The 25,034-nt window shown below is 31.2% G+C and carries 17 protein-coding genes; 8 read left to right on the top strand and 9 right to left on the bottom strand.

What is annotated here, in order from left to right; all coding sequences use genetic code 11:
- Positions 1-264: 264 nt before the first annotated feature.
- The 8 genes from C7447_RS11960 to C7447_RS11925 are packed head-to-tail and all read right to left on the bottom strand — an operon-like array spanning position 265 to position 13,142.
- A complete protein-coding gene (locus tag C7447_RS11960) occupies positions 265-2,490 on the bottom strand; it encodes a GH92 family glycosyl hydrolase (protein ID WP_148870754.1) in 2,226 nt (741 codons plus the stop codon).
- Positions 2,491-2,518: 28 nt separating this feature from the next.
- Positions 2,519-3,535 carry an isoaspartyl peptidase/L-asparaginase family protein gene (locus tag C7447_RS11955; protein WP_148870753.1) on the bottom strand — a complete coding sequence of 339 codons (1,017 nt, stop codon included), beginning with the start codon at positions 3,533-3,535 and terminating at the stop codon, positions 2,519-2,521.
- A 10-nt stretch (positions 3,536-3,545) separates the two neighbouring features.
- Positions 3,546-5,783: a GH92 family glycosyl hydrolase gene (locus tag C7447_RS11950; protein ID WP_148870752.1), complete on the bottom strand. Its 2,238-nt coding sequence runs from the start codon at positions 5,781-5,783 to the stop codon at positions 3,546-3,548.
- Between the two features lie 4 nt (positions 5,784-5,787).
- On the bottom strand, positions 5,788-6,906 hold the full coding sequence (locus C7447_RS11945) for a putative glycoside hydrolase (RefSeq protein ID WP_148870751.1): 1,119 nt from the start codon (positions 6,904-6,906) through the stop codon (positions 5,788-5,790).
- A 7-nt stretch (positions 6,907-6,913) separates the two neighbouring features.
- Entirely contained in the window at positions 6,914-7,984 is a 1,071-nt protein-coding gene (locus C7447_RS11940; protein ID WP_148870750.1) for a carbohydrate-binding family 9-like protein, read from the bottom strand.
- Positions 7,985-7,987: 3 nt separating this feature from the next.
- Positions 7,988-8,953 carry a glycoside hydrolase family 130 protein gene (locus tag C7447_RS11935; protein ID WP_148870749.1) on the bottom strand — a complete coding sequence of 322 codons (966 nt, stop codon included), beginning with the start codon at positions 8,951-8,953 and terminating at the stop codon, positions 7,988-7,990.
- Positions 8,954-9,007: 54 nt separating this feature from the next.
- Positions 9,008-10,885 (bottom strand): sodium:solute symporter family protein, encoded by a 1,878-nt coding sequence (locus C7447_RS11930; protein ID WP_148870748.1) that lies wholly within the window; start codon positions 10,883-10,885, stop codon positions 9,008-9,010.
- A 1-nt stretch (position 10,886) separates the two neighbouring features.
- A complete protein-coding gene (locus tag C7447_RS11925; RefSeq protein WP_148870747.1) occupies positions 10,887-13,142 on the bottom strand; it encodes a GH92 family glycosyl hydrolase in 2,256 nt (751 codons plus the stop codon).
- A gap of 127 nt (positions 13,143-13,269) precedes the next feature.
- On the opposite strand from C7447_RS11925, the gene C7447_RS11920 reads away from it, so the two are divergent.
- Positions 13,270-14,328 (top strand): sensor histidine kinase, encoded by a 1,059-nt coding sequence (locus tag C7447_RS11920; protein WP_148870746.1) that lies wholly within the window; start codon positions 13,270-13,272, stop codon positions 14,326-14,328.
- A gap of 56 nt (positions 14,329-14,384) precedes the next feature.
- The gene (locus C7447_RS11915; RefSeq protein ID WP_148870745.1) at positions 14,385-15,098 is read left to right on the top strand and encodes a LytR/AlgR family response regulator transcription factor; all 714 of its coding nucleotides are present in this window, start codon (positions 14,385-14,387) and stop codon (positions 15,096-15,098) included.
- Positions 15,099-15,187: 89 nt separating this feature from the next.
- Here C7447_RS11915 and nagB read toward each other — a convergent pair whose 3' ends face one another.
- Positions 15,188-17,122 carry a glucosamine-6-phosphate deaminase gene (gene nagB, locus C7447_RS11910; RefSeq protein ID WP_148870744.1) on the bottom strand — a complete coding sequence of 645 codons (1,935 nt, stop codon included), beginning with the start codon at positions 17,120-17,122 and terminating at the stop codon, positions 15,188-15,190.
- Between the two features lie 228 nt (positions 17,123-17,350).
- Here nagB and C7447_RS11905 point away from each other — a divergent pair, with 228 nt between their 5' ends.
- The 6 genes from C7447_RS11905 (at position 17,351) to ccoN (ending at position 25,029) form a co-directional block, all read left to right on the top strand.
- Positions 17,351-19,723 (top strand): heavy metal translocating P-type ATPase, encoded by a 2,373-nt coding sequence (locus C7447_RS11905; RefSeq protein WP_148870743.1) that lies wholly within the window; start codon positions 17,351-17,353, stop codon positions 19,721-19,723.
- 5 nt (positions 19,724-19,728) lie between these two features.
- On the top strand, positions 19,729-20,394 hold the full coding sequence (deoC, locus tag C7447_RS11900) for a deoxyribose-phosphate aldolase (RefSeq protein ID WP_148870742.1): 666 nt from the start codon (positions 19,729-19,731) through the stop codon (positions 20,392-20,394).
- A 1-nt stretch (position 20,395) separates the two neighbouring features.
- Positions 20,396-21,094, top strand: coding sequence for a purine-nucleoside phosphorylase (gene deoD / locus C7447_RS11895; protein ID WP_148870741.1), 699 nt, complete (start codon positions 20,396-20,398; stop codon positions 21,092-21,094).
- 51 nt (positions 21,095-21,145) lie between these two features.
- Complete coding sequence (gene hemN, locus C7447_RS11890; RefSeq protein WP_148870740.1) at positions 21,146-22,510, top strand: oxygen-independent coproporphyrinogen III oxidase; 1,365 nt, start codon at positions 21,146-21,148, stop codon at positions 22,508-22,510.
- Between the two features lie 129 nt (positions 22,511-22,639).
- Positions 22,640-22,804 (top strand): cbb3-type cytochrome oxidase assembly protein CcoS, encoded by a 165-nt coding sequence (gene ccoS / locus C7447_RS11885; RefSeq protein ID WP_148870739.1) that lies wholly within the window; start codon positions 22,640-22,642, stop codon positions 22,802-22,804.
- A 23-nt stretch (positions 22,805-22,827) separates the two neighbouring features.
- Complete coding sequence (gene ccoN / locus C7447_RS11880) at positions 22,828-25,029, top strand: cytochrome-c oxidase, cbb3-type subunit I (protein ID WP_148870738.1); 2,202 nt, start codon at positions 22,828-22,830, stop codon at positions 25,027-25,029.
- Positions 25,030-25,034 lie beyond the last annotated feature (5 nt).

Here is a 25,034-nt window from a genome sequence, read left to right as displayed (position 1 = left end):
ATTATTTATCTCATAATTTCGACCAACAACAAATTTAAAAAGGTGTTGGGATAAATTTACTTAAACTCAAAATATCAATTATACAACATTAATTTTTTTATAATTATCAAAAAAACTATGTAATATAACCGTTGCGCATTTTGATCAAATTCTATCAATTCTAAAAAAAGTATATTAAATTATTGAAACCAATTTCTAGAATAATTATTAGTGTTTTTTTTTATTAAAATTTAATACTAAACCCTTGTTTTAAAACCTTCTTTTTTAGTTCTGGATTACTTTTAATAATTTCCCATTCACAAAATTTTCATGAGATACAAAAAAACTTTTATGGACTTTCCCGTTTAATTGAATCTTACTTATATTGCCATTATTGTTTAATTGTCTTTCAATAATTATATTCTTATTTTTATAATATTTTGAATCTAACTGAATGGTGATTTTATCAAACATCGGTGCTGTAATAGCATATTTTGGTTCACCAGGTACTAATGGATATATTCCCATCATAGCGTAAACCAACCAAGCAGACATAGTTCCTGTATCATCATTTCCAGGTAATCCATTTGATTTATTTTTAAAATATTCTTTAACCAATTCTTTAACCTGTTTTTGACTTCTCCATTCTTCATCTTTTATATAATTAAACAGATACGGATACGCAATATCTGGCTCATTTGCCATATCAAACTGATTACTGTCAAACACTTTTTGCAATTGCTTTGTAAATTTTTTTTTCCCACCCATCAATTTTACAAGACCTTTCATATCGTGCGGAACCATAAAAGCATATTGCCATGCATTCCCTTCTATAAACCCAATATTTTCTTCAAAATTAGCTCCCGATAATGGGTTAAAAGGCTCATACCAATGACTATCCTCTGTTTTTGGATGTAATAAATTTAGGTTTTTGTCAAATAATTTTTGATAGGAAACTGAACGATTTTTAAAACGTTTGTAATCTTCTTTTTTACCTAATGCTTTAGCTAAAAGTGAAATGGAATAATCTGAAGCATTATACTCTTGGGTGGTGGAAACAGATCCTTTATTTTTTGTTGTTACAAATCCTTTTTCTATATAATCTTGAAGTCCGGGACGTAATGGATTATTTTCTATTTGATCAGCACCTTTTAACATCGCTTTGTAAGCTTTTTGAACATCAAAATCTTGAATACCTTTTAAATACGTATCTGTTATAACAATACTAGCAGGATCACCAACCATTGTGAATGTTTCTGTGGAATTTAATTCCCATTTAGGTAACCATCCATTTTCATCATACATCTCCAACATACTTTTTACCATGTTAGATTGTTGTCGAGGGTATACTAAAGACATTAATTGATGTAAATTTCTGTAGGTATCCCAAAGCGAGAATACGGTATAACGAGTATTTTTGGTTTTACCTATTTTGCCTGTTTTAATTTCAGGATATTCTCCATTAAAATCATTTAATGTATTTGGGTGAATTAAAGTGTGATACAAAGCTGTATAAAAAATCGTTTTATTTTCTTTCGAACCACCTTCTACTTTGATCCTAGAAAGTAATTTATTCCATTCGGTATATGTTTCTTTATAAACAGTCTCAAATGATTTATTTCCTGTTTCTTTTTCTAAATTTTCACGAGCATTATCTATACTCACATAAGAAACACCAATTTTAACTTCAATCGTTTCAATTTTATCAAATTTATATGAAAAATAGGTTCCTATACTATCACCAACAACCATTCTTGTTGCATTTTTCATGATTCTAGTTTTCCCATTATAAGGCATCCACTGAGCTTCCACACCTTTGTATTTCGTTGGCTTTTTCCACACACCAAACGTATCAGCTGCTTTTGAAAATTTTGCAACAAAATATATAGGATATGCTGCTTCCGGATTATTATAACAAAAAGATCCAACACTACGCATTCCTTCAATTTCTGTCGAAGAAACAATTTTTACCATTGCGCCTTGTTCATTTGTTAAACCCAAACCAAGATTCAATAAAATGTTGGCTTGCCCTTTTGGAAAAGTAAATCTACTTACCCCTACTCTTTTAGAAGTTGTAAACTCAGACTTAACATTATATTTATCAATGTTTAAACCATAATACCCTGTTTTGGCTATTTCTTCTGAATATGTAGAACCATATTTTAAATGATTTGTTTCAAGGTCTCCAGTAGTAGGCATTAATAATAAAACTCCTAAATCAGGACAACCTACACCACTTAAGTTTACTTGGCTAAACCCTGTTAAAAAAGTATTTTCATGTACATAAGGATTAGATAACCAACGACTGTCTTTTTCTAAAGGTAAATTTTGAGACCCGGCAACATTAAAAGGACTTATACTTGCCATTCCTCTTGGAGCAATAGGTCCTGGAAAAGTTGCTCCAAAATTAGACGTTCCTATAAATGGATTTACATAATCTGCAGGCTGTTGAGCATGTAAAATTATCATATTGGCTAAAACAAACAGGAAACAAAAAACAATTTTTTTCATCTAGTTTTTAAGTTGAAATCGATAAATATTAATCGTCCCAAGTCATTTTAAATTGAGCATCTTCCATTCTATTTCCTTGTGCTTCATCACAAATTGCATAATTAAATCCAGATCTTAAGCTATAACCAGCGTGTTCTCCATTTTTATTCAGGGCTATAAATCCAACCTGTAAATACTCCATATCTTTATGATTCTTGTGTTTATCATAAATACGTTCTGTAATTTCTTTACAAGCTTCGAATGGCGATTTTCCTTGACGCATTAATTCTACTACCATAGCACTTCCCGCTGTTCTAATTACAGCTTCTCCCAAACCAGTAGCTGCTGCTGCACCTACTTCATTATCTAAAAACAACCCAGCTCCAATTATTGGTGAATCACCTACACGTCCATGCATTTTCCATGCTGCACCGCTTGTGGTACAACCTCCACATAAATTTCCATCTTTATCTAGCATTAACATACTAATCGTATCGTGATTTTCTATATTTATTACAGGTTTATACTTCGATTCTTCTAACCATTTTTTCCAATCTTTTTCAGCTTCAGCAGTTAACAAATTTTCTTCAACAAAACCTTCTGACAATGCAAATTGAAGGGCTCCTTGTCCTGATAACATAACATGTGGTGTATTTTGTAACACTCTTTTGGCTACAGAAATTGGATGTTTAATTCCTTGTAAAAAAGAAACAGATCCACAATTACTCTCATGATCCATTATACAAGCATCTAAAGTTACTTTACCCTCTCTATCAGGATAACCACCATAGCCAACACTTCTAATATTAGGGTCGGCTTCTGGAATTTTCATACCTGCTTCAATGGCATCTAAAGCAGGCTTTCCATTTTTTAATTGTTTCCAAGTTTCTTCATTCGCAGGTAAACCATGGTTCCATGTAGAAATAATAATTGGTTTTGTGTGTGTGTTTTCATTTATCTCTGCTCCAATTGTTTCGTTTTTCGCAATTTCTTTACAACCTAAAATCGTACTGATTCCTATAGTACCTAAAGCTGTTTTTTTTATAAAATCTCTTCTGTTTGACATCGTTTGATTTTTAGTTGAATATTTTAGAGGATACTGCCATTTTACCTTTATTATTTTTCTTTGGAGAATTTCCCATGGTAAAAACTAAAATACCTCCATTTTTAATTTCTTTATGTGTAATATAACTTCTATCTATTTCTTTTCCATTTAAATTAATGGATTGTATATAAATGTTCTCGTTATTATTATTAATTGTTTTAATTGTAAACTTTTTACCATTCTCTAAATTGATGGTTGCAAGATCAAACAAAGGTGATCCGAAAGCATAAATACCCTGTGCTGAATTCACAGGATAAAACCCTAACGAACTAAATACATACCATGATGACATTTGTCCACAATCTTCATTACCACAATGTCCATTTGGTTCATTTTTATATTGAGTATCTAAAATATCTCTAACTAGCTTCTGTGTTTTCCACGGTTTATTAATATAATTGTATAAATAGGCAACATGATGACTGGGTTCATTACCATGTACATATTGACCAATCATTCCTGTGCTGAATATGGGTAGTTTATCTTCTGGCAATGGTTTTAAAGTAAACATGGAATCTAATTTTTTTTCAAAAGCTTCCTTTCCTCCTACAACATCTATTAAACCTTCAATATTTTGAGGAACAGACCAAAAATATTGCCATGCATTACTTTCACAGAAATAAGGCGTGTACTCTTTAGGTATAAAGGCTTTTATGAATTCACCATTTTTAAGTTTAGGACGCATAAAGGTACTTTTTAAATCGTATACATTTCTCCAGTTCTCTGAGCGTTTGATGAAATAATTATAATCATCCATTTTGTTTAAAGATTTTGCAAACTGTGCGACACACCAATCGTCATAAGCATATTCTAGTGTTTTTGAAACCGACCAGTTTTCATTTTCTTCATCAACAGCAACATACCCTTTTGTTTTATACACATCTAATTGTCTAGAATTGACCATAGAACTTTCAATACAAGCTTTGTAGGCTAATGCTACATCAAAATATTCAACTTCTTTAAAATAAGCATCCACAATAACAGGTATGGCATGATTACCGATCATCATATTCGTTTCATTACCTTGTAGAGACCAAACGGGTAATAACCCCGTTTCTTTATAATGGGCCAATAAAGAATTTATCATATCTGAAACTCTAGTTGGATGTACTATTGTATAAAGAGGATGTGCGGCTCTAAATGTATCCCATAACGAAAACGTATCATATCTATTAAACCCTTTCGCTTTTTCAATAGAATCATTTGCGCCTTTGTAATTTCCATTTAGATCACTTAAAAGTGTTGGTGCCAACATGGATTGATATAACATTGTGTAGAAAATAGTTTTCTGATTTTCATCTGATGTTGAAACTTCTATTTTTTTAAGTTCTTTTTCCCATATATCATTTGCTTTTACGCTATATTTTTCAAAATTAAAATCTGGAGCTTCAATTTTTAACGATTTATAAGCTCCTTCAATATTGGCTGTTGACAAACCCGTTTTTAAAATAATTTCTTCACTTTTATCCGTTACATAATTTAAAACAATTTTTGTTTTCTTAGCTTTAATTGGATTGCTTGCAAGTGTATCGTTTTTAAAAACTTCATACGATTTAAAAGCTTTTGAAAGTTTTATGACAAAATAAATACGTTGATCTTTTGCCCAACCTGTTGATTTTCTATACCCCTCAATCGTTTTATTATCAACAACGTTAATATACGTTTCTGTAGGAGCATCCCAATTTAGCGCATAGCCTAAATCTATATGAATCTGTGATAAACTATCTTTAGGAAATGTATATTTATGAATTCCGACTCTTGCTGTTGCTGTAAGTTCTACTTTTATCCCATAATCCAATAAATCTACCATATAATATCCTGGAGAAGCATATTCTTTATCATGAGAAAATTTCGAAAATGGTTTAAAATTATTGTCTTTAATTTTTTTAGAAAATCTGCTATTGGTTGGCATCACTAAAATATCATACAAATCGCCTGCACCTGTACCCGTTAAGTGTGTATGAGAAAAACCTGAAATAATAGAATCTTGGTAAAAATAGCCTGCAATTCTATCCCATCCAGGAATGCCAATATCTGGACTTAGCTGTACCATACCAAAAGGAACACTAGCACCAGGATACGTATTCCCAGGTCCATCAGTTCCAATAAATGGGTTTACAAAATCAGTTAAGTTTGTATTATTGCTTTTTTTTACGCAACTACTTACCGCTATTAATAGTATAAAAAATATAAGACTATTAGCTTTCATTATGCTATTTTAAACTGGCTTTGGTTTCTTTTATAATCTCTAAATAATCTTTTGTTAAAGCGGGACCATCAAAAAAGGTAACTCCTTTTGCTCCATTTTCTTTTGCTAATAAAATAGCTTGTTTTAACTCTTCCGAAGATTTAAATGGAGGTAAATAAACGCCAGTATTAATTCCTATCCCTTTCTCTTTTACATCTTCAACCCCTTGCTTTGTAGCATAACCAATCCAATCTATCTCTTCATTGTAAAAACCATGATAAATCATTGGATACACCTCATCTATAGTCCATTTATCCCAACGTTGACGAACCATATGATCTGCCATTTCGGGATACGGAAATACTGCTGCTGTTAAGTTTTTATTATATTTATGAACAATTTCATATGCCTCATTTACAACTTTTCTTATAGCATTTAACCTGAAGTTTTTCCACTCCATATCTATAGAAGTGTTTTTAATTTTTCTTGGATTTTTATGATGTAATTTTTCAAACTCACTAACACAAACGTCACAATAACAAAAATCGAATTCTGGCAGCTCTTCATCCTGAACTAAATTATACTTGGGAAGTAAGCCAATTGGTAAAAAAATATCTGAAAAGCGGATATAATCTAAATGCACACTTTCAATACCATCTACTTTTGCTAATTCTTCAACCAATCCTAACACGTGATTTCTAGATTCTTTTCTAGTCGGGCATAACCACTGATAATAATCTACATAAGGCCTCGTATCAAAGCATGATTTTCCTTCTTTGCTAACCGCATACCACTCTGGGTGTGTTAAAGCAATAGAATCTCCAGGTCTGTTCATTGCCATAATCCAAGCATGTACTTTCAAACCTTTTTCTGCAGCTATAGGTACTAATTTTTTTAAAAGTTCTGGATCGGTTCCTGTATTAATTAAAACTTCATCAATACCTGCATTCTTATATTTTTCAAATTCTTGTGCATACTCATCATTCCCTCTTTGTATATCTGCAGTTATCCAAACACCAAAATCAAAGGGTACTTTCTCCTTTTTTTCTTCAGAAATTGGATTCTCTTTTTTATTTTCTTGTTTACTTACACATGAAGTTATATTAAGTACAAGTGCAAAAAGCAATAGTTTAAATAGTCTCATAGTTATTCTAGTTTGAAATAATTTTACCATCTTCTTTGATAATTAATGTTTTATTTGAAAAAGGACTTTTTACTGAAATATTAAATCCTGTTAAATGATTTTCTAATGAAAGTTTTAAACTCTTATTATCAACTTTAATAAAGTTCCTTGAAAAACTAGCTAACGATGTTGCCCATTTTTTGTGTGTTTGATAATACTTTTTCTGCGCTTTGTACAAATCATACAATTGCCATTTTACCTTTTCTTCTTCAGGTATTGTAAAATTATCTTCTCCTATCGCTTTTGAAGAAAAATAGACATAACCCCACTTTTCGGGTTCGTGCATGTTTATAACTCCCATAGGAGACCAAACCCAATTGTACTCGGGTAGAAATTTTCCATTGGTATCTTTCTTTCTTTCGTACATTCCATTCTTTAAAGTATGTTGCCAATTTACTCTAGAAAAATTCACTTTCCAGAAAGTGTCTTTAGGAACATTATTCTCGTTATACGATTTTTTGAAAGCTGCCCAGGGAATAGCCATCTCTAGAACCCAACCTTCATCAATATCTTTTGCATTGTTTATAGTACCCTTTACTTTAACAGCAGATTTTAACCCAGTAAGTGTCCAATCATTTAAAACTACATTATTTTCTTCCCTATAGGGTTTATTTAAAAATAAATCCCATACTGTGTTTAAAGCATTTACTTCGAGTTCATAATAATTTTGTGTATCTCCATCAGGATCTATAAAGACCTCAAAATCATTATTATAAAAAATAATGGTATCTCGTTGTTTTAAATTTGCCCATACATGTGGTTCTTCAAGCTTAGCCAATATATAAAAATTGGAATCGTCCCATAACATTTTAACTTTTGTTGCATACTTTGGTTTTTTAACTCCCTCTATATCAATAAAAAAAATAGACCAATTAACTTTATTCCAAGAGCCATCTGTTTCTTCTCCATCAATTTTAATTTTATCAGAAGTTTTATACGCAATATATGTTTCTGGTATAATTTCTTTTTTAGATTGTGCACAACCCATTATAGAAAAACAACCAAATAATACTGCTAAACATTTAAATTTTACACACATCCTTTATAAACTATTATCTTTTGTATACTGAATTACTTCGCTTAATTTACCAAATGCCATAGCTACAACTGTATCTGCAGCACCATAATAAATGGCTAATTTATCCTCTTCTATATCGTGTAAAGCGGCACAAGGAAACACAACATTAGGAACATCTCCTACTTGTTCATAATCTACTGCTGGTCCTAATAAATAAGGCTGAGTTCTATATTTTACATTTTCTGGTGTATCTACTTCTAAAATAGCCGCACCCATAGCATAACGAAATCCATTACAAGTATTTATTACACCATGATAAAGCATTAGCCAACCTTCATCAGTAAGAATTGGAATTGGTCCTGCACCAATTTTGGTACATTGCCACGCACTCTCTTCAAATGGTGTTGCTTTCATGACGCAACGGTGTTCTCCCCAATATTTCATATCTGGGCTGTAACTAATGTAAATATCGCCAAAAGGAGTGTGACCATTATCGCTCGGGCGACTCAACATAGCGTATTTTCCGTTTATCTTTTGTGGAAACAATACTCCATTTCTATTAAATGGCAGAAAGGCATTCTCACATTGAAAAAATTCTTTAAAATCGAATGTATAACCAATACCAATCGTTGGGCCATTATAACCATTACACCAAGTAATCCAATATCGATCTTCAATAAAAACAACACGAGGGTCATATTTATAATCAGATTCAATCATTTCGGTATTTCCTGCTTGCATTACAATAGGTTCATGGTTAATATCCCAATCAACTCCATTTTTGCTAAAGCCTGCAAAAATATTCATTTGTACTGCTTTGTTATCACACCTAAAAACACCAGCGAAACCATCCTTAAAAGGAACAACAGCACTATTAAAAATACTGTTAGATGTTGGTATAGCATACCTGTTTATAATTGGGTTGTTTGAATATCTCCAAATAACTTCATTGCTGTTTTCTGGTTTATCTTGCCAAGGAATATTACTCACTTTTGTTATTTTTTACTTATTAAATTTATTTTCTAGAAAAATATTCTATCCTTTTTAATCAGGTAATTTTTTAACTTTATTTAACCATGTAAATTTTAAAATAATTGAAGTTATTAAAAAGACAACTAATGAAATTACTGTCTTTTGATAATCTCTAATTAAAAGAAATATAGGAAGCACAATCATACTCGATTGCCAAACTATTCCAATAATGCAGTTTAGCATATCTGCTATAAAATCATTATTTTTTTCAAACGTTTTATCTTCTTTTTTTAGAGTACTATAAACTGGTTTCCACCATCCCCAAGGCCGCACATTACTGTAAAAAGATTTTAATACTTCTATGTCTGTAGGCTTTGAAAAAAAAGTTCCTAAAAGAGAACCTATGATTGAAAACCCAAAAATTATTGGAAATAAATATATTGCTTGTAATTCTGATAAATCATATAATAATGTTCCGGTGGTAAAGTTTCCTTTATTTTGATCTAATACAAATTGTAATGAGGCTATTATAAGTCCTGCAAACATACCCCAAAAATATCCCCAGCCATTAAAACGCCACCAAATCCATTTTAAAAAGTTTGCCGCTACATATCCCCCAAATAAAGAACTTGTAATCCATAATGTTAAAGAGTTAATAGAATCTGTAAAAAAACCCATAAAAACACCTAAGCCAACTACTACAAATGATGCAATGTGACTTACTTTAATATAATGTTCGCTCTTCGCTGTTGGTTTAAAATATTTTTTATAAATATCATTTACAATATAAGCAGGTCCTGCATTTACAAAAGCAGAAAATGTAGACATGAAAGCTGCTAAGAGACCTGCTAATAACAAACCTTTAATACCTATAGGTACATAAAAGTTAATAACTCTGGGTAATAGTATTTCTAAGTCTGCTCCACTTAACGATGGGTTAGTACTCATTTCGGGAGCGAGTGCTACTAAAGCTATTACTACGATTCCTCCAATTAATAAATATCTTGGAATAAATAATATGAGGTTTGTAAAACCACTCATGTATGCTGCTTCTTTAACAGATTTTGTAGAAAGAATTCGTTGTAAATCATAACTTGGCGTAGGACCAGCAATACTGGCAAAAAAACCTTTAAATAAAGACATTCCTACTAATGCACCAAACATTTTATATCCTTCAGAGTCAACTAAATTATTAAAAGCTTGGTATTTTTCACTCCAAAGGGTATCTAATTCCCATCCAAAGAACACATTCTTCCATTCTTCAGAAATTACAGAAGTAATCTGAACATCTGTATAATAAATAAGCGTATAACCAGCAACAAGTATTCCTGCAAGAACCATAATAACGTATTGTAAAACTTCCGTAGCAACAACAGAGAACATCCCTCCTTTAACGGTATAAATTGTGGTTAATAAGATAATAATTAAAGCATACGATTGTTCAGAATTCAAGAAGGATACATTACCAAGTTGTAATGCTAAATTCCAAGGTAAAATAACAGTCATAAATTTACCTATCCCCTCAAAGAAATAAGCAATAAAACCTATCACAGAAACAATAGCAAAAACGGCTACTATAATATGAGATGCTTTGCCTGCTCTGTCATTACCAAAGCGTGTTAAAATCCATTCGGAACCCGTCATTATATTCGATCTTCTTATCCAAACAGCTAAGAACATCATGATAAAAATTTGATTCCAAATGGGCCACAGCCACATAAACATAAAACTTTTTACTCCATATAAAAACAGGATTCCAACCATCCAAGCAGTTCCTGAAATATCGAACATACCCGATCCATTACTTAAACCTAAATAGTACCATTTAATAGATTTTCCACCAAGAAAATAATAATCTAATCCTTTTGATGCTTTTTTTGAAATCCCAATACCAACTCCAACAGTTAATAAAACATAACATATAATAATACTTAAATCGATAATGTTCATATTATTTTCCTTCGTTATTAGTTAATCCCCAATTTTTATTAGGTTTTGGTCCCATAACAAAATGTAAAACACCTCCTTGACTAATTTGTTGATGTGAGATAGAGGTAACATTCAATTCAATACCATTAAGTGTTGCTGATTGAATATAAAAATTTGTGTTTGAAACGTTTTCTGCTTCAATTACAAAAGTTTTTCCTTCTTGAAGATTTATAGTTGTTTTTTCAAAAATAGGACTCCCAATTTCATAATCTCCTGAAGCAGGATTCATTGGGTATAAACCCATGGAACTAAAAATATACCAAGCAGACATTTGTCCACAATCTTCATTTCCACTCAAACCATTAGGTGTTGTGTTGTATTGTGTATTGAGAATATGATGTACCCAATACTGAGTTCTCCATGGTTTATTTGCTTTATTGAACATATATGCTATGTGATGGCTAGGTTCATTTCCATGTGCATATTGACCTATTAATCCTGAAATATCTGCAGAGACATTATTTCCTGTAATTTCTGAACTTTCTGTAAATAATTGTTCTAAACGTTTTGAAAAAACCTCATTATTTCCATGTAATGAAATCAAATTTTCTACATTATGAGGTACAAACCAACTGTGTTGCCATGCATTACCTTCGGTATAATCGGTATGTTCTCTATGGTTAGAGTGTTTGGGATCAAAAGGTTCGTTCCACGATTTCCCATCTTCTAATTTCCCTCGCATAAAACCTGTTTCTGAATCAAATAAATGTTGATATGCTTTTGAACGATTTAGAAAAAATTTATAGTCATCCTCTTTCCCTAATGCCTTGGCCATTTGTGCTACACACCAATCATCATAAGCATATTCTAAAGTAATTGTAACCGATTCATCTAATAAATTACAAGGAATATATCCATATTTTTTATATAAGTTTAATCCTCGCTCATCTTGCATCATGGTTGTTTTCATAGCGTCATAAGCTTTTTCCACATCAAAACCTTTAATTCCTTTTTGATAAGCATCCACAATTACAGGGATGGAATGATAACCTGTCATAGTATTAGTTTCATTAGCATAAAGTGTCCAAACCGGCAAAACCTTTTTAGTTTCGTAATAGTCTAACATAGAATTAACCATATCGGATACTTTGTTTGGCGCTAATAATGTTAGTAAAGGATTTTCTGCTCTAAATGTATCCCAAAGAGATAAAGTCGAATACGCCGTAAAATTATTTGCCTCTATAATACTATCGTTCTCTTTTCTAAATTGTCCGTTTTTATCACTATATGTTACAGGAGCTAATTGGGCATGATACATTGCTGTATAAAAAATAGTCTTAAGAGAATCCACAGATGTTTCAACTTTTATTTTAGATAAAGCTGAACCCCAAATAGTTTCTGCTTCGGTTTTTACATTTTCAAAATTAAAATTTCCAGCATCTAAATTATCTTTTGCATTGGCTATACTAACAGATGATACAGCTACTTTTACAAGCAATTCATTGTTATTATTAAAATTAAAAAATAACTGTGATGCTATTTTTTCTCCCTCTGCTGTTTCTCCTCCAATTATTTTCTGATTAGCAACTAATACATGATTTATAATAGGCTTTGAAAATGTTGCTACAAAAAAAACTTTTTGGTTTTTTGCCCAGCCAGTACTAAAACGATAACCACTTACTGTATAGTCATCTTCCACTGTTATAGATGATTTTAAAGCTCTATCCCAATTGATTGCAAAGCCAAGATCAATAACCACAGATTGTTCATCAGTATTTGAAAATGTGTATTTATGAAATGCTGTTCTTTTTGATGACGTTAATTCTACATTAATTTTTGGGTCTTCAAGATAAACTTGATAATATCCTGGACTTGCTTTTTCATTCCTATGGCTATAGGATGACTTATAAGGAAGTGAATCGCGAGAAGTTGACTGCGAGGTTAAATCTACCTTTTTATTTATGGGCATAAATAACACATCTGCTAAATCACCAATACCTGTTCCACTTAAGTGCAAATGACCAAAACCAACTACTATAGAGTCGGAATAATGATATCCCGAGCACCAATCCCAATTTGAAATCCCATTATCTGGACTTACCTGTAGCATCCCAAAAGGAACGGTTGCTCCTGGGTACGTATGACCGTGGCCTCCAGTACCTATAAATGGATTTACAAAATCAGTTAATACCTCTTTGTTTAAAGAAGTATTAACTGATTTTTTTTTGCAACTTAAAATTAAAACTATAAAACAAATTAAGAATGTAAAATTTTTCATTTAAAAAAGATATCATAATTTAACTTTAAATTTTCATGAATTTAATGATTATTAAAATTAATTTAGACGGACAACCTATAAACTCATCTAAACACCAAAAAAACATCAATTAAATATTTATTGAATAATGAATAATAATCAAAACAAATTTTATCGAATATCTTGGCAATATCACACTATCTTTTGGTTAGTATATTTTTTATTTAACACATTTCGTTGGGGTAGTTATTTTAATGATTATTTATATTCATTTAAATCCAATTTGTTAGGATTTCCCATTCATATGACACTCTGTTATTTAAATATTTTTGTTCTCATGCCTTTTTTGGTTTATAGAAAGAAATATGTTTTATACGTATTTGCTGTTTTATTAGCCATTTTTATTATGGTTATAATAAAATTTAATCTAACGTATTTATTAATAAGTCATAATGTATGGCCTGAAGGTCCAGAACAAATCAACACATTATCCCTTAATTATACTATAGAGATGATGATTGGTGAACTATATGTTATGACTTTTGTTGCTGCAATTAAAATAACATTAGACTTTTTAAAAGAACACCAAAGATTCTCGGATCTTGAAAAAACACAATTAGAAACAGAATTGCTTTTTTTAAAGACCCAAATTTCACCTCATTTCTTTTTTAATACACTTAACAATATTTACTCTTTATCGGTAGAAAAATCTAACAAAACACCAAGAATAATTTTAAAACTTTCCGAATTAATGCGTTACCTTCTTTATGAAACAAAGGGAAAACGACAAACTTTAGAAAATGAAATACTTTGTATACAAAACTACTTAGATTTAGAACGGATTAGGTATGATGATTCATTAGAAATAAACATGTATATTTCTGGTGATATTGAAAATAAAGAAATAGCGCCTATTTTATTATTAACATTTATTGAAAATGCTTTTAAACATGGTGCTAACAAAAACATAGGAAAAGTGAAAATTGTAATTCACTTTAAAATCATAGAAAAATTTCTTTACTTTACCATTATTAACCCTATGCCTGTAATTACAAGCCATAAAGATAATTTAAAAAAATCTAGTGGGATTGGGTTAGAAAACGTAAAAAAAAGACTCGATTTAGGATATGATAAAAACGATTATGATTTAAAAATAAAAAGGATTAAAAATAAGTTTATTGTAAAGCTTAAAATTAAAGTGGGATAAATAACCCATATATAATACTCCCCAGTAATACCTATAATAGAGAAATAGTAATAAATATGAAAGTAAAATGTTTGATTATTGATGATGAACCTTTAGCTATTAATGTTATTAAAAATTATTTAGAACAAATTGAACATTTTGAAATAGTAAATTCATTTAGTAATGCTATAGACGGTTTAAACTTTTTAAAAAAAAATACTGTTGATGTTATTTTTTTAGACATAAATATGCCTGTATTAGATGGCATAAATTTTATTAAAAGTTTAGTTAAACCTCCTTTATTAATAATTACAAGTGCATATGATGAATTTGCCATAGAAACATACGAATTAGATGTATTAGATTATTTAGTTAAACCTATTGAGTTTCCTAGGTTTATGAAAGCATTAAATAAAGTTGACAAAAAGCTTGACACAGTTAACAAAGCTTCTCTCGAGAATATTAAAGAACGTCTTTTTATTTTTGTTAAGATTGATAAAAAGAAAATGAAAAAAATTTTTCTTGATGAAATTTTAGTCATTGAAAGCTTGAAAGATTACTTAAAAATAAACACCTTATCAGGTAGATATATTGTTCACAGCACACTAACAAATTTCACAAATTTATTACCTTCAAGAGATTTTATAAGAATACATAGATCATATACTATTGCAATTGACAAGATTGATGCTGTTGAGGGAAACAGTATAGAAATCGAAGGTCTTAGATATGTAATAGGAAGATCATACATAGAAAATGTAAAACAGAAAATTTTAAAATCTTCGATTTAAAACCTATAAAAAAAATAGTCATCAATAATAAATAAACTCAAGAGAACACGATATGTCCTGCTAATCAATGTCCATATTTAAATATCTTTTTAAAAATGATAACGCTTAAAAGCTTCTATAGCGGCATAATCTGCCAATCCTAAATCATTATATTTTTTTGCAGTTTCTCTATTTCTATCTTCAACACGTACCCAAAATTCTCTATTGTCATTTCCCTGAAACATAACCCCATCTTTTTGAGACTGATGATAAAAAATTGCATGTCGTTTTTTAAGTACTTGATCTGGACTCAAAGGAACAGCCATTTCTATTTGATACGACTCCCATTCGTGCCATGCTCCACGGTATAGCCATACCCAACAATCATCCATAAACTTTTTACCTTTTAATCTTTTTAAAGCCTCAAACAAACTATCTAAACAAACTTTATGTGTACCATGTGGGTCTGCTAAATCTCCTGCTGCATAAATTTGATGTGGTTTTATGTTTTCAATAATATTGCACATAATTTTTATATCCTCATCAGAAAGATTATTTTTCTTTACAGTGCCCGTTTCATAAAAAGGAAGATCTAAAAAATGAACATTTGAATCAGGCAATCCCAAATATCTCGTAGCTGCCAAAGATTCACTTCTTCTAATTAAACCTTTCAGTTTTCTAACTTCTACAGAATCAATATCATTTTTAGATTTATTCTTTAAAAAATTGATAATACTTTCTAATTCGCTCGAGTTAGTATTAAAAGCCTTAGAAATTTCAACAAATTTTAAAGCCTCTTCATTAGAAACTGCAATATTTCCTGAAGTTTGATACACAACATGTACATCATGGCCTTGCTCTACTAATCTATCAAAAGTTCCTCCCATCGAAATAACATCATCATCGGGATGTGGACTAAAAATAATAATTCTCTTTTTTGCAGGAATCGATCGTTCTGGACGATATGTATCATCAGAATTTGGTTTTCCTCCAGGCCAACCTGTAATTGTATTTTGTAACTTATTAAACATTTTAATGTTTAAATCGTAAGCTGTTCCTTCTTCCGTTAAAAGACTCGACATACCATTATCATTATAATCTTTATCTGTTAACTTAAGAAAAGGTTTATTTGTTAATTCACATAACCACACAACAGCTTTAAATTTTAATTCCTCTGTCCATACACATGCCTTTACAAGCCATGGTGTTTTTACTCTGGTTAGTTCAGATGAAGCTTCACTATCTAAAACAAATGTTGTGTTGCTATGCTCTTGCAAATAAGTTGCTGGGATTTTAGAAGAAATTTCTCCCTCTATTGTGTTTTTTAGTATTTCAGCTTTATTAATTCCCCACGCTAGAAGCACAATTCTTTTAGCGCTTCTTATAGTACCAATACCCATAGTAATAGCCTTTCTTGGCACATTATCTATTCCTAAAAAGGCAGGAGCAGCATCTATGCGAGTAATATAATCAAGAGTAATGCTTCTTGTTCCAGAATTAATATGAGATCCTGGTTCGTTAAATCCTATGTGGCCTGTTCTACCAATACCTAAAAGTTGAAAATCTAAGCCTCCGTAAGATTTAATTTTCATTTCATAATCTATGCAATACTGACGTAGTTGTTCGGCACTTACTTTTCCATCTGGAATATTAATATTTTCGGGAAGAATATCCACATGATTAAAAAGATGATCGTGCATAAAGTAAAAATAACTTTGAATGTTATCTTTATCGATCGGGTAATATTCGTCTAAGTTAAATGTAATAACGTTGGCAAAACTTAACCCTTCTTCTTTATGCATTCGAACAAGCTCTTCATAAACTTTTACAGGAGAAGACCCTGTTGCTAACCCTAGTACACAAGGCTCATTTAATTCGTTTTTTCTATGAATTAAATTTGCAATCTCATGTGCTACTATAATAGAAGCTTCTTCAGAAGAATCGAAGATAACATTATGAATTTTTTCAAATCGTGTATCTTCAAACTTACCTGCTTCTTTGTAACTTATTTCTTCTTTTTCTTTATAACTTATTTCTTCTTTCATTACTTATCGATTACTGATTTGGTTAATTAAAATTAATTATTAACTATTCTTTTCAATCAAAAATTCGACTAATAACAAGTTCTAGTCGCCAAAGGTGTTACTTTTTGAAAAGAATTATCTATATTAAATATCTATATACTTTTATCAAATTTTCTCCTTGCCACCTGATAAATATCATATTTTATTTCATTCATGAAGATGACCTTTGCCAGAGGCAAAAGAGCAAATATGAATACTACTCAATGTTATCATTGTGGTAACGATTGTGATACTACAACCATCGTTTTTGATAAAAAATCTTTTTGTTGTAATGGTTGTAAAACTGTTTATGAAATTTTTTCTGAAAACGAATTAACTTGTTATTACGACTTACAACAAAATCCTGGGGCTGTTCCTAAAGAAATAAAAGGAAAGTATGATTTCTTAGATAACGAAACTATTATTGAAAAATTACTCGAATTTAATGATGGAGACACACAAATTATTAATCTATACATTCCTCACATTCATTGTAGTTCATGTATTTGGGTATTAGAAAATTTACATAAACTTCATAAGAGCATCACAACTTCTCAGGTTAATTTTCCAAAGAAAACAGTGAGAATTACCTATAAGTCATCACAAATATCGCTTAAAGAAATCGTGCTATTAATCAGTTCTATTGGGTATGAACCTTATATTTCTTTAGAAGATTATGAAGTTGGCAAAAAACAAGTAGATAGAAGCTTATTATATAAATTAGGTATTGCAGGATTTTCTTTTGGAAACGTAATGTTCCTTTCTTTTCCTGAATATTTTGAGGTATCTGAATTTTGGTTAGAACAGTACAAACATATTTTTCGCTGGATGATGTTTGCTTTTTCGTTACCTGTGGTTTTGTATGCAGGAAGTGATTATTTTATTTCGGCTTATAAAGGTTTACGTTCAAAAATTTTAAATATTGATATTCCTATCGCTCTTGGAATTTCAGTATTATTTATCCGAAGTACTATTGAAATTATTTTTGATTTAGGAACTGGATTCTTCGACAGCTTAACAGGTTTGGTTTTCTTTTTACTCCTCGGTAAATTCTTTCAGCAAAGAACCTATAATTATTTGTCATTCGAACGTGATTACAAATCGTATTTTCCTATTGCAGTTACTAGAATTACATCCAAAGGAAAAGAAGAAAGCACTCAAATATATAATGTAGAAAAAGGAGATAGACTTTTAATAAGAAACCAAGAATTGATTCCTGTAGACGGAATTCTCATTAATGGCGACGCTCAAATAGATTATAGTTTTGTTACTGGTGAAGCAGAACCTGTGGCGAAAAAATCTGGTGATAAATTATTCGCAGGTGGTAAACAACTTTCTGGTATTATAGAAATGGAAGTGTTAAAATCGGTTGAACAAAGTTATTTAACGCAACTTTGGAGTAACGATGTTTTTAAAAAGGATAAATCATCCTCTTTCAAAACCATTACAGATACTATTAGTAAAAACTTTACGATAGCTGTGTTAAGTATTGCGTTTATAGCAACCGCTTTTTGGTTATTTATTGATAATTCGAAAGCATTAAATGTTTTTACTGCTGTATTAATTATTGCGTGCCCCTGTGCTATTGCTTTGGCTGCTCCGTTTACTTTAGGTAATATGTTGCGAATTTTTGGTAAGAAAAAATTTTATCTAAAAAACGCAACCGTTATAGAACAATTAGCGGAGACAGATGCTATTGTTTTTGATAAAACAGGAACACTTACTACTCATAAAGAAAACACCATTAATTACTTTGGAAGTAAGTTAAATCATATCGAAAAATCAATATTAAAAAGTTCGTTACGATCATCAAATCATCCTTTAAGCAGAAATTTATATCATTTTTTTGAAAGTGAAGAAACGATTACTATCACTAATTTTCAAGAACATATTGGTAAAGGATTAGAAGCTAATCATCAAGAAACGTTGGTAAAAATAGGTTCTTCTTCTTTTGTTAAAAATGCCTGTGAGCCTGGAAATTTAGATACTTCAGTTCATATAAGTTTTAATAATCAATATAAAGGAAAATTTGTTTTTAAAAATGCATACCGACAAGGTGTTAGCAAAGTGTTTAAAGAATTAAATGAATATAATTTATCTGTAGTTTCGGGTGATAATGAAGGTGAAAAAGTGTATTTGGAAAAATATCTTCCGCAGAAAACCAAATTACTTTTCAACCAAAAACCTGCAGATAAGTTAAACTATGTAGCTCAACTTCAAAAGGAAAATCATAAAGTAATTATGATAGGTGACGGATTAAATGATGCTGGTGCTTTAGCGCAAAGTAATGTGGGTATTGCTTTATCAGAGAACATCAATGTATTCTCTCCTGCTTGCGACGGAATTTTAGACGCTTCTCAATTCAATCAAATAGGAAGCTTTATAAAAGCTTCTAAAAAAGCTGTTCAAATTATAAAATATTGTTTTTTACTATCGCTTTTATACAATATCGTTGGATTGTATTTCGCCGTTACAGGTCAATTACAACCCGTAATTGCTGCTATATTAATGCCTCTAAGTTCAATAAGTATTGTTATTTTTACAACAATAGCAACTAATTTAGTAGGTAAGAAATTAAAATAAGCATCATGAAACTCCAAAAATTTATAGACCATACACTCTTAAAGGCAACAGCAACCGAACAAGATATTATCAATTTATGCAATGAAGCAAAAGAGCATCATTTTTATGCAGTTTGTGTAAATGGATGTTATGTTAAACTCGCCAAAGAGCAATTAAAAAACACCGACATAAAAATAGCAGCTGTTGTAGGGTTTCCTTTAGGCATGATGAGTACCAGAGCTAAAGTTTTTGAAGCAGAACAATGTATAAAAGACGGTGCTGATGAGATTGATATGGTAATAAACGTAGGGAAATTAAAATCTGGAGAAACTAAATATGTTGAAGAAGAAATTTTTAAAATTAAAAACGAAATAGAGGATAAAATTTTAAAAGTAATTTTAGAAAACTGTTACTTAACTGAAGATGAAATTCAATTAGCATGTCAATTAGCATTAAATGCAGATGCTGATTTTGTAAAAACCTCAACAGGTTTTGGAACTGGTGGGGCCACTTTTAAAGATATCAAGTTAATGAATGACATTGTTGATGGAAAAGCTCAAATTAAAGCTGCTGGAGGAATTCGAGATTTAGAAACTGCTTTAAAATATATAAAACTGGGCGTAACAAGATTAGGGACCTCTTCGGGCGTTGATTTAGTAACCAAAGGAAAAACAGATAAAAACCAATATTAAGATGAGTGTACACATAGAAGCCAAAAAAGGAGAAATCGCCCAAACTGTTTTATTACCAGGAGATCCTCTTCGTGCTAAATGGATAGCCGAAACATTTTTAGAAGGCGCTGTTTGTTATAATGATGTTAGAGGTATGTTGGGGTTTACGGGCACTTATAAAGGAAAAAAAATATCTGTACAAGGAACAGGAATGGGTATTCCTTCTGCCTTAATTTATTGTCACGAATTAATTACCGAATATGGCGTTAAAAATTTAATCCGTGTTGGTTCTGCAGGTTCTTATCAAAAGGAAGTTAAAATTAGAGACATCGTCATTGCTATGGCGGCATCCTCTAATTCCGGATTAAATAAAATTCGTTTTAACGGAGCAGACTTCGCTCCTACTGCAAGTTTTAACTTATTTAAAAAGGCCATTGAAGTAGCTAAAGAAAAAAATATTGATATCAAAGCTGGCAATATTTTAAGTTCTGATGAATTTTACACAGATGATCCTAACGACTATAAAAAATGGGCATCTTTTGGTGTCTTGGCTGTAGAAATGGAAAGCGCAGGTTTATATACCATCGCTGCAAAACACAACGTAAATGCACTTTCTATTGTTACTATTTCTGATAGTTTAGTAACCAACGAAAGAACCACTTCAGACGAACGAGAACACACCTTTAAAAAAATGATCGAGCTAGCTTTAGAATTAGCTTAATTGTCATTTCGAACGCAGTTAAGAAATCTCTCGCTCGTTAAAAACAATAATATGAAAAATTCACTTATTCAAAAATACAACATTCCGGGACCTCGTTACACAAGTTACCCTACAGTCCCGTATTGGGATGAAAGCACTTTTTCAAAAGAAAAATGGCTGGAAACTTTTAAAAAATCGTTTAAAGAAAGTAACACTTCCGAAGGAATTAGCTTATACATACATTTACCTTTTTGTGAAAGTTTATGTACATTTTGTGCTTGTCATAAGCACATTACCAAACGTCATGAAGTTGAAGAAGATTATATTACAACCGTTTTAAAAGAATGGAATTTATACACCAATTTAGTTGATGAAAAACCTATCATTAAGGAAATTCATTTAGGTGGAGGAACCCCTACTTTTTTCTCTTCAGATAATTTACAACGCTTAATAAAAGGTTTATTTATAAACGCTGAAAGACATCCAAATTTCGAATTCAGTTTTGAAGGACATCCTAATAATACTACTAAAGAACAACTTCAAACTTTATTTAATTTAGGATTTACGCGTGTAAGTTTTGGCGTACAAGATTACAACGAAACCGTACAAAAAGCCATCCACAGAATTCAACCTTTTGAAAACGTACTGCAAGTAACAAATTGGGCTAGAGAAATTGGATACACTTCTGTAAGTCACGATTTAATTTTTGGCTTACCTTTTCAAACCAAAGAAAATGTAATTCACACCATTAACAAAACAAAAGAATTACAACCCGATCGAATTTCATTTTACAGTTATGCACACGTACCTTGGGTAAAAGGTGTTGGGCAAAGAGGTTTCAACGAAGCTGACTTACCAAAAGATAAAGAAAAACGCGAATTGTATGAAATTGGAAAGCAACTTTTTGCTGACTTAGGTTACGTAGAAATAGGTATGGACCATTTTGCACTTCCAACCGATAGCTTGTTTAAAGCAACACAAGAAAAAACGTTGCATAGAAATTTTATGGGTTACACTGCCAACAAAACACAATTAATGATTGGTTTGGGGATGTCTGCCATTAGTGATTCTTGGTACGGTTTTGCACAAAATGTAAAAACTGTAAAAGAATATCAGGAACTCGTGAACTCTGGTGAAATCCCTGTTTTTAGGGGACATATTTTAAATCAAGAAGACCTCATCGTCAGAAAACATATTTTAAATATTATGTGTCATTTTTCCACTTCGTGGGATGAAAAGCTAAACCAGTTTGATGAATTAGAAAACTCTATAACTTTATTACAAGAAATTAAAGAAGATAAACTTCTCAAAATACAAAACAACACATTAACTGTTACAGAAGAGGCAAGACCATTTGTAAGAAATATTTGCATGGCTTTTGATAGGCGACTGCAACGAAAACAGCCCGAAACTAAATTATTTTCATTGACAATATAAAATTAAACTCGAAGAAATTCTTCGAGTTTTTTATTGCTTTAAAAAGAAGCTTTTTCTCCAAACATGACAAATATCATGTTTTAAAAAACCTCCTAAAACTACATTTGAAGCGTAAATCTCAAACAAGGCATGAGCGTAATTTATTTACTCCTTTCTGTAAGCGTATTAGTAGCAATCGTTTTTTTTATAGCATTTATTTATTCGGTAAAAAAAGGACAATACGATGATTCGTACACCCCATCTGTACGTATGCTTTTTGATGATGAACTAGTTAAAGAAAAAACTAACAAATAATAGATATTAAATCAATTTAGATTATGGAGATGCAACAATTTTATTACGATAATAAAATCGTGAAAAAATTTATTTACGCCACTATATTGTGGGGTATTGTAGGTATGTCAGTAGGATTACTATTGGCTTTTATGTTTTTATTCCCAAATGTTACTGACGGAATTTCGTGGTTAAGTTTTGGTCGTCTACGTCCACTACACACTAACGCTGTTATTTTTGCTTTTGTTGGAAATGCCATTTTTGCAGGAGTATATTATTCATTACAACGATTGCTTAAAACACGTATGGCAAACGATTTTTTAAGCAATTTCAATTTTTGGGGATGGCAATTAATTATTGTTGCTGCAGCAATTACATTACCATTAGGATACTCAACATCAAAAGAATATGCCGAATTAGAATGGCCAATAGATTTAGCCATTGCTGTTGTTTGGGTAGCTTTTGGGGTAAATATGATTTGGACAATTTTAAAACGTCGTCAACGTCATTTATATGTTGCTATTTGGTTTTACCTAGCAACATTTGTAACCGTTGCTGTTCTTCATATTTTTAACAGTTTAGAACTACCTGTTAGTGGTTTAAAAAGTTATTCTGTTTACGCAGGAGTTCAAGATGCCTTGGTACAATGGTGGTACGGACATAATGCAGTAGCTTTCTTCTTAACTACTCCTTTTTTAGGTTTGATGTACTATTTTGTTCCTAAAGCGGCTAATAGACCTATTTATTCTTACAGACTGTCTATTGTCCACTTTTGGTCATTAATTTTTATTTATATCTGGGCAGGACCTCATCACCTTTTATATTCTGCTTTACCCGAATGGGCACAAAACTTAGGAGTTGCCTTTTCTGTAATGCTAATTGCTCCTTCTTGGGGTGGTATGATTAATGGATTGTTAACGCTTCGTGGCGCGTGGGATGAAGTGAGAACTAATCCTGTTCTTAAATTTATGGTGGTCGCTATTACTGGATATGGTATGGCAACATTTGAAGGACCTATGTTGTCCTTAAAAAATGTAAATGCGATTGCTCATTTTACAGATTGGATTATTGCTCATGTACACGTTGGCGCCCTAGCTTGGAATGGGTTTTTGACTTTCGGAATGTTATATTGGCTAGTACCGAGAATGTTTAAAACAAAGTTATTTTCAACTGGATTAGCAAACCTACACTTCTGGATTGGTACTTTAGGTATTATCATGTATACTTTACCTATGTATATTGCTGGTTTTGTTCAAGCTTTTATGTGGAAACAATTTAATCCTGATGGGACACTAACTTATGGTAACTTCTTGGAAACAGTACAAGAAATTATACCAATGTATTGGATGCGTGCTATTGGTGGTAGTTTATATATTTTAGGAGCATTTGTAATGTTGTACAACATTACTAGAACCATAAGATCTGGCAGTAAGGTTACAGATGATTTAGCTGAAGCACCTGCTTTAACAAAAGTTTCTAAACATAGAACTTCTGGAGAAGGTTGGCATACATGGCTAGAAAGAAAGCCTATTAAATTAACTATTTATGCTACAATAGCAATCTTAATTGGTGGTGTTGTACAGATTATTCCAACTTTATTAATAAAATCTAACATCCCAACCATTTCAAGTGTAAAACCTTATTCTCCTTTAGAACTAGAAGGTAGAGATCTTTACATACGTGAAGGGTGTGTTGGTTGTCACTCTCAAATGATTCGTCCTTTTAGAAGTGAAGTTGAACGTTATGGAGAGTATTCTAAAGCTGGTGAATATGTATATGATCATCCTTTCTTATGGGGAAGTAAGCGTACCGGTCCTGATTTATTCAGAGTTGGAGGTAAGTACAACGATAATTGGCATCTAAACCATATGTATGATCCACAAAGCACCTCTCCTGGTTCTATAATGCCATCGTACAAATGGCTATTAAGAAACGCATTAGATAAATCGAATACCGAAGGTAAAATGCAAGCTATGATTACATTAGGTGTTCCTTATACTGAGGAAGATATTGCGAATGCACAACAACTAATGGAAGAGCAAGGTGCTAAAATTCAAGAAAGTTTATACAACGACCCTGATTTTGCAAGCAACTACGAACAAGATAAAAAATACGCTAGCGAAAATGGTCTACAGTTTATAGAAATGAAAGACAGAGAAATTGTTGCTCTAATAGCTTACTTACAAAGATTAGGCACCGATATTAAAGTAAAAGATGTTGCAGATAAATTGAAAACTAAAAACTAAAAATC

Source organism: Tenacibaculum adriaticum, assembly GCF_008124875.1.
GTDB lineage: Bacteria > Bacteroidota > Bacteroidia > Flavobacteriales > Flavobacteriaceae > Polaribacter > Polaribacter adriaticus.
This window is presented reverse-complemented; position numbering and strand designations above follow the sequence as displayed.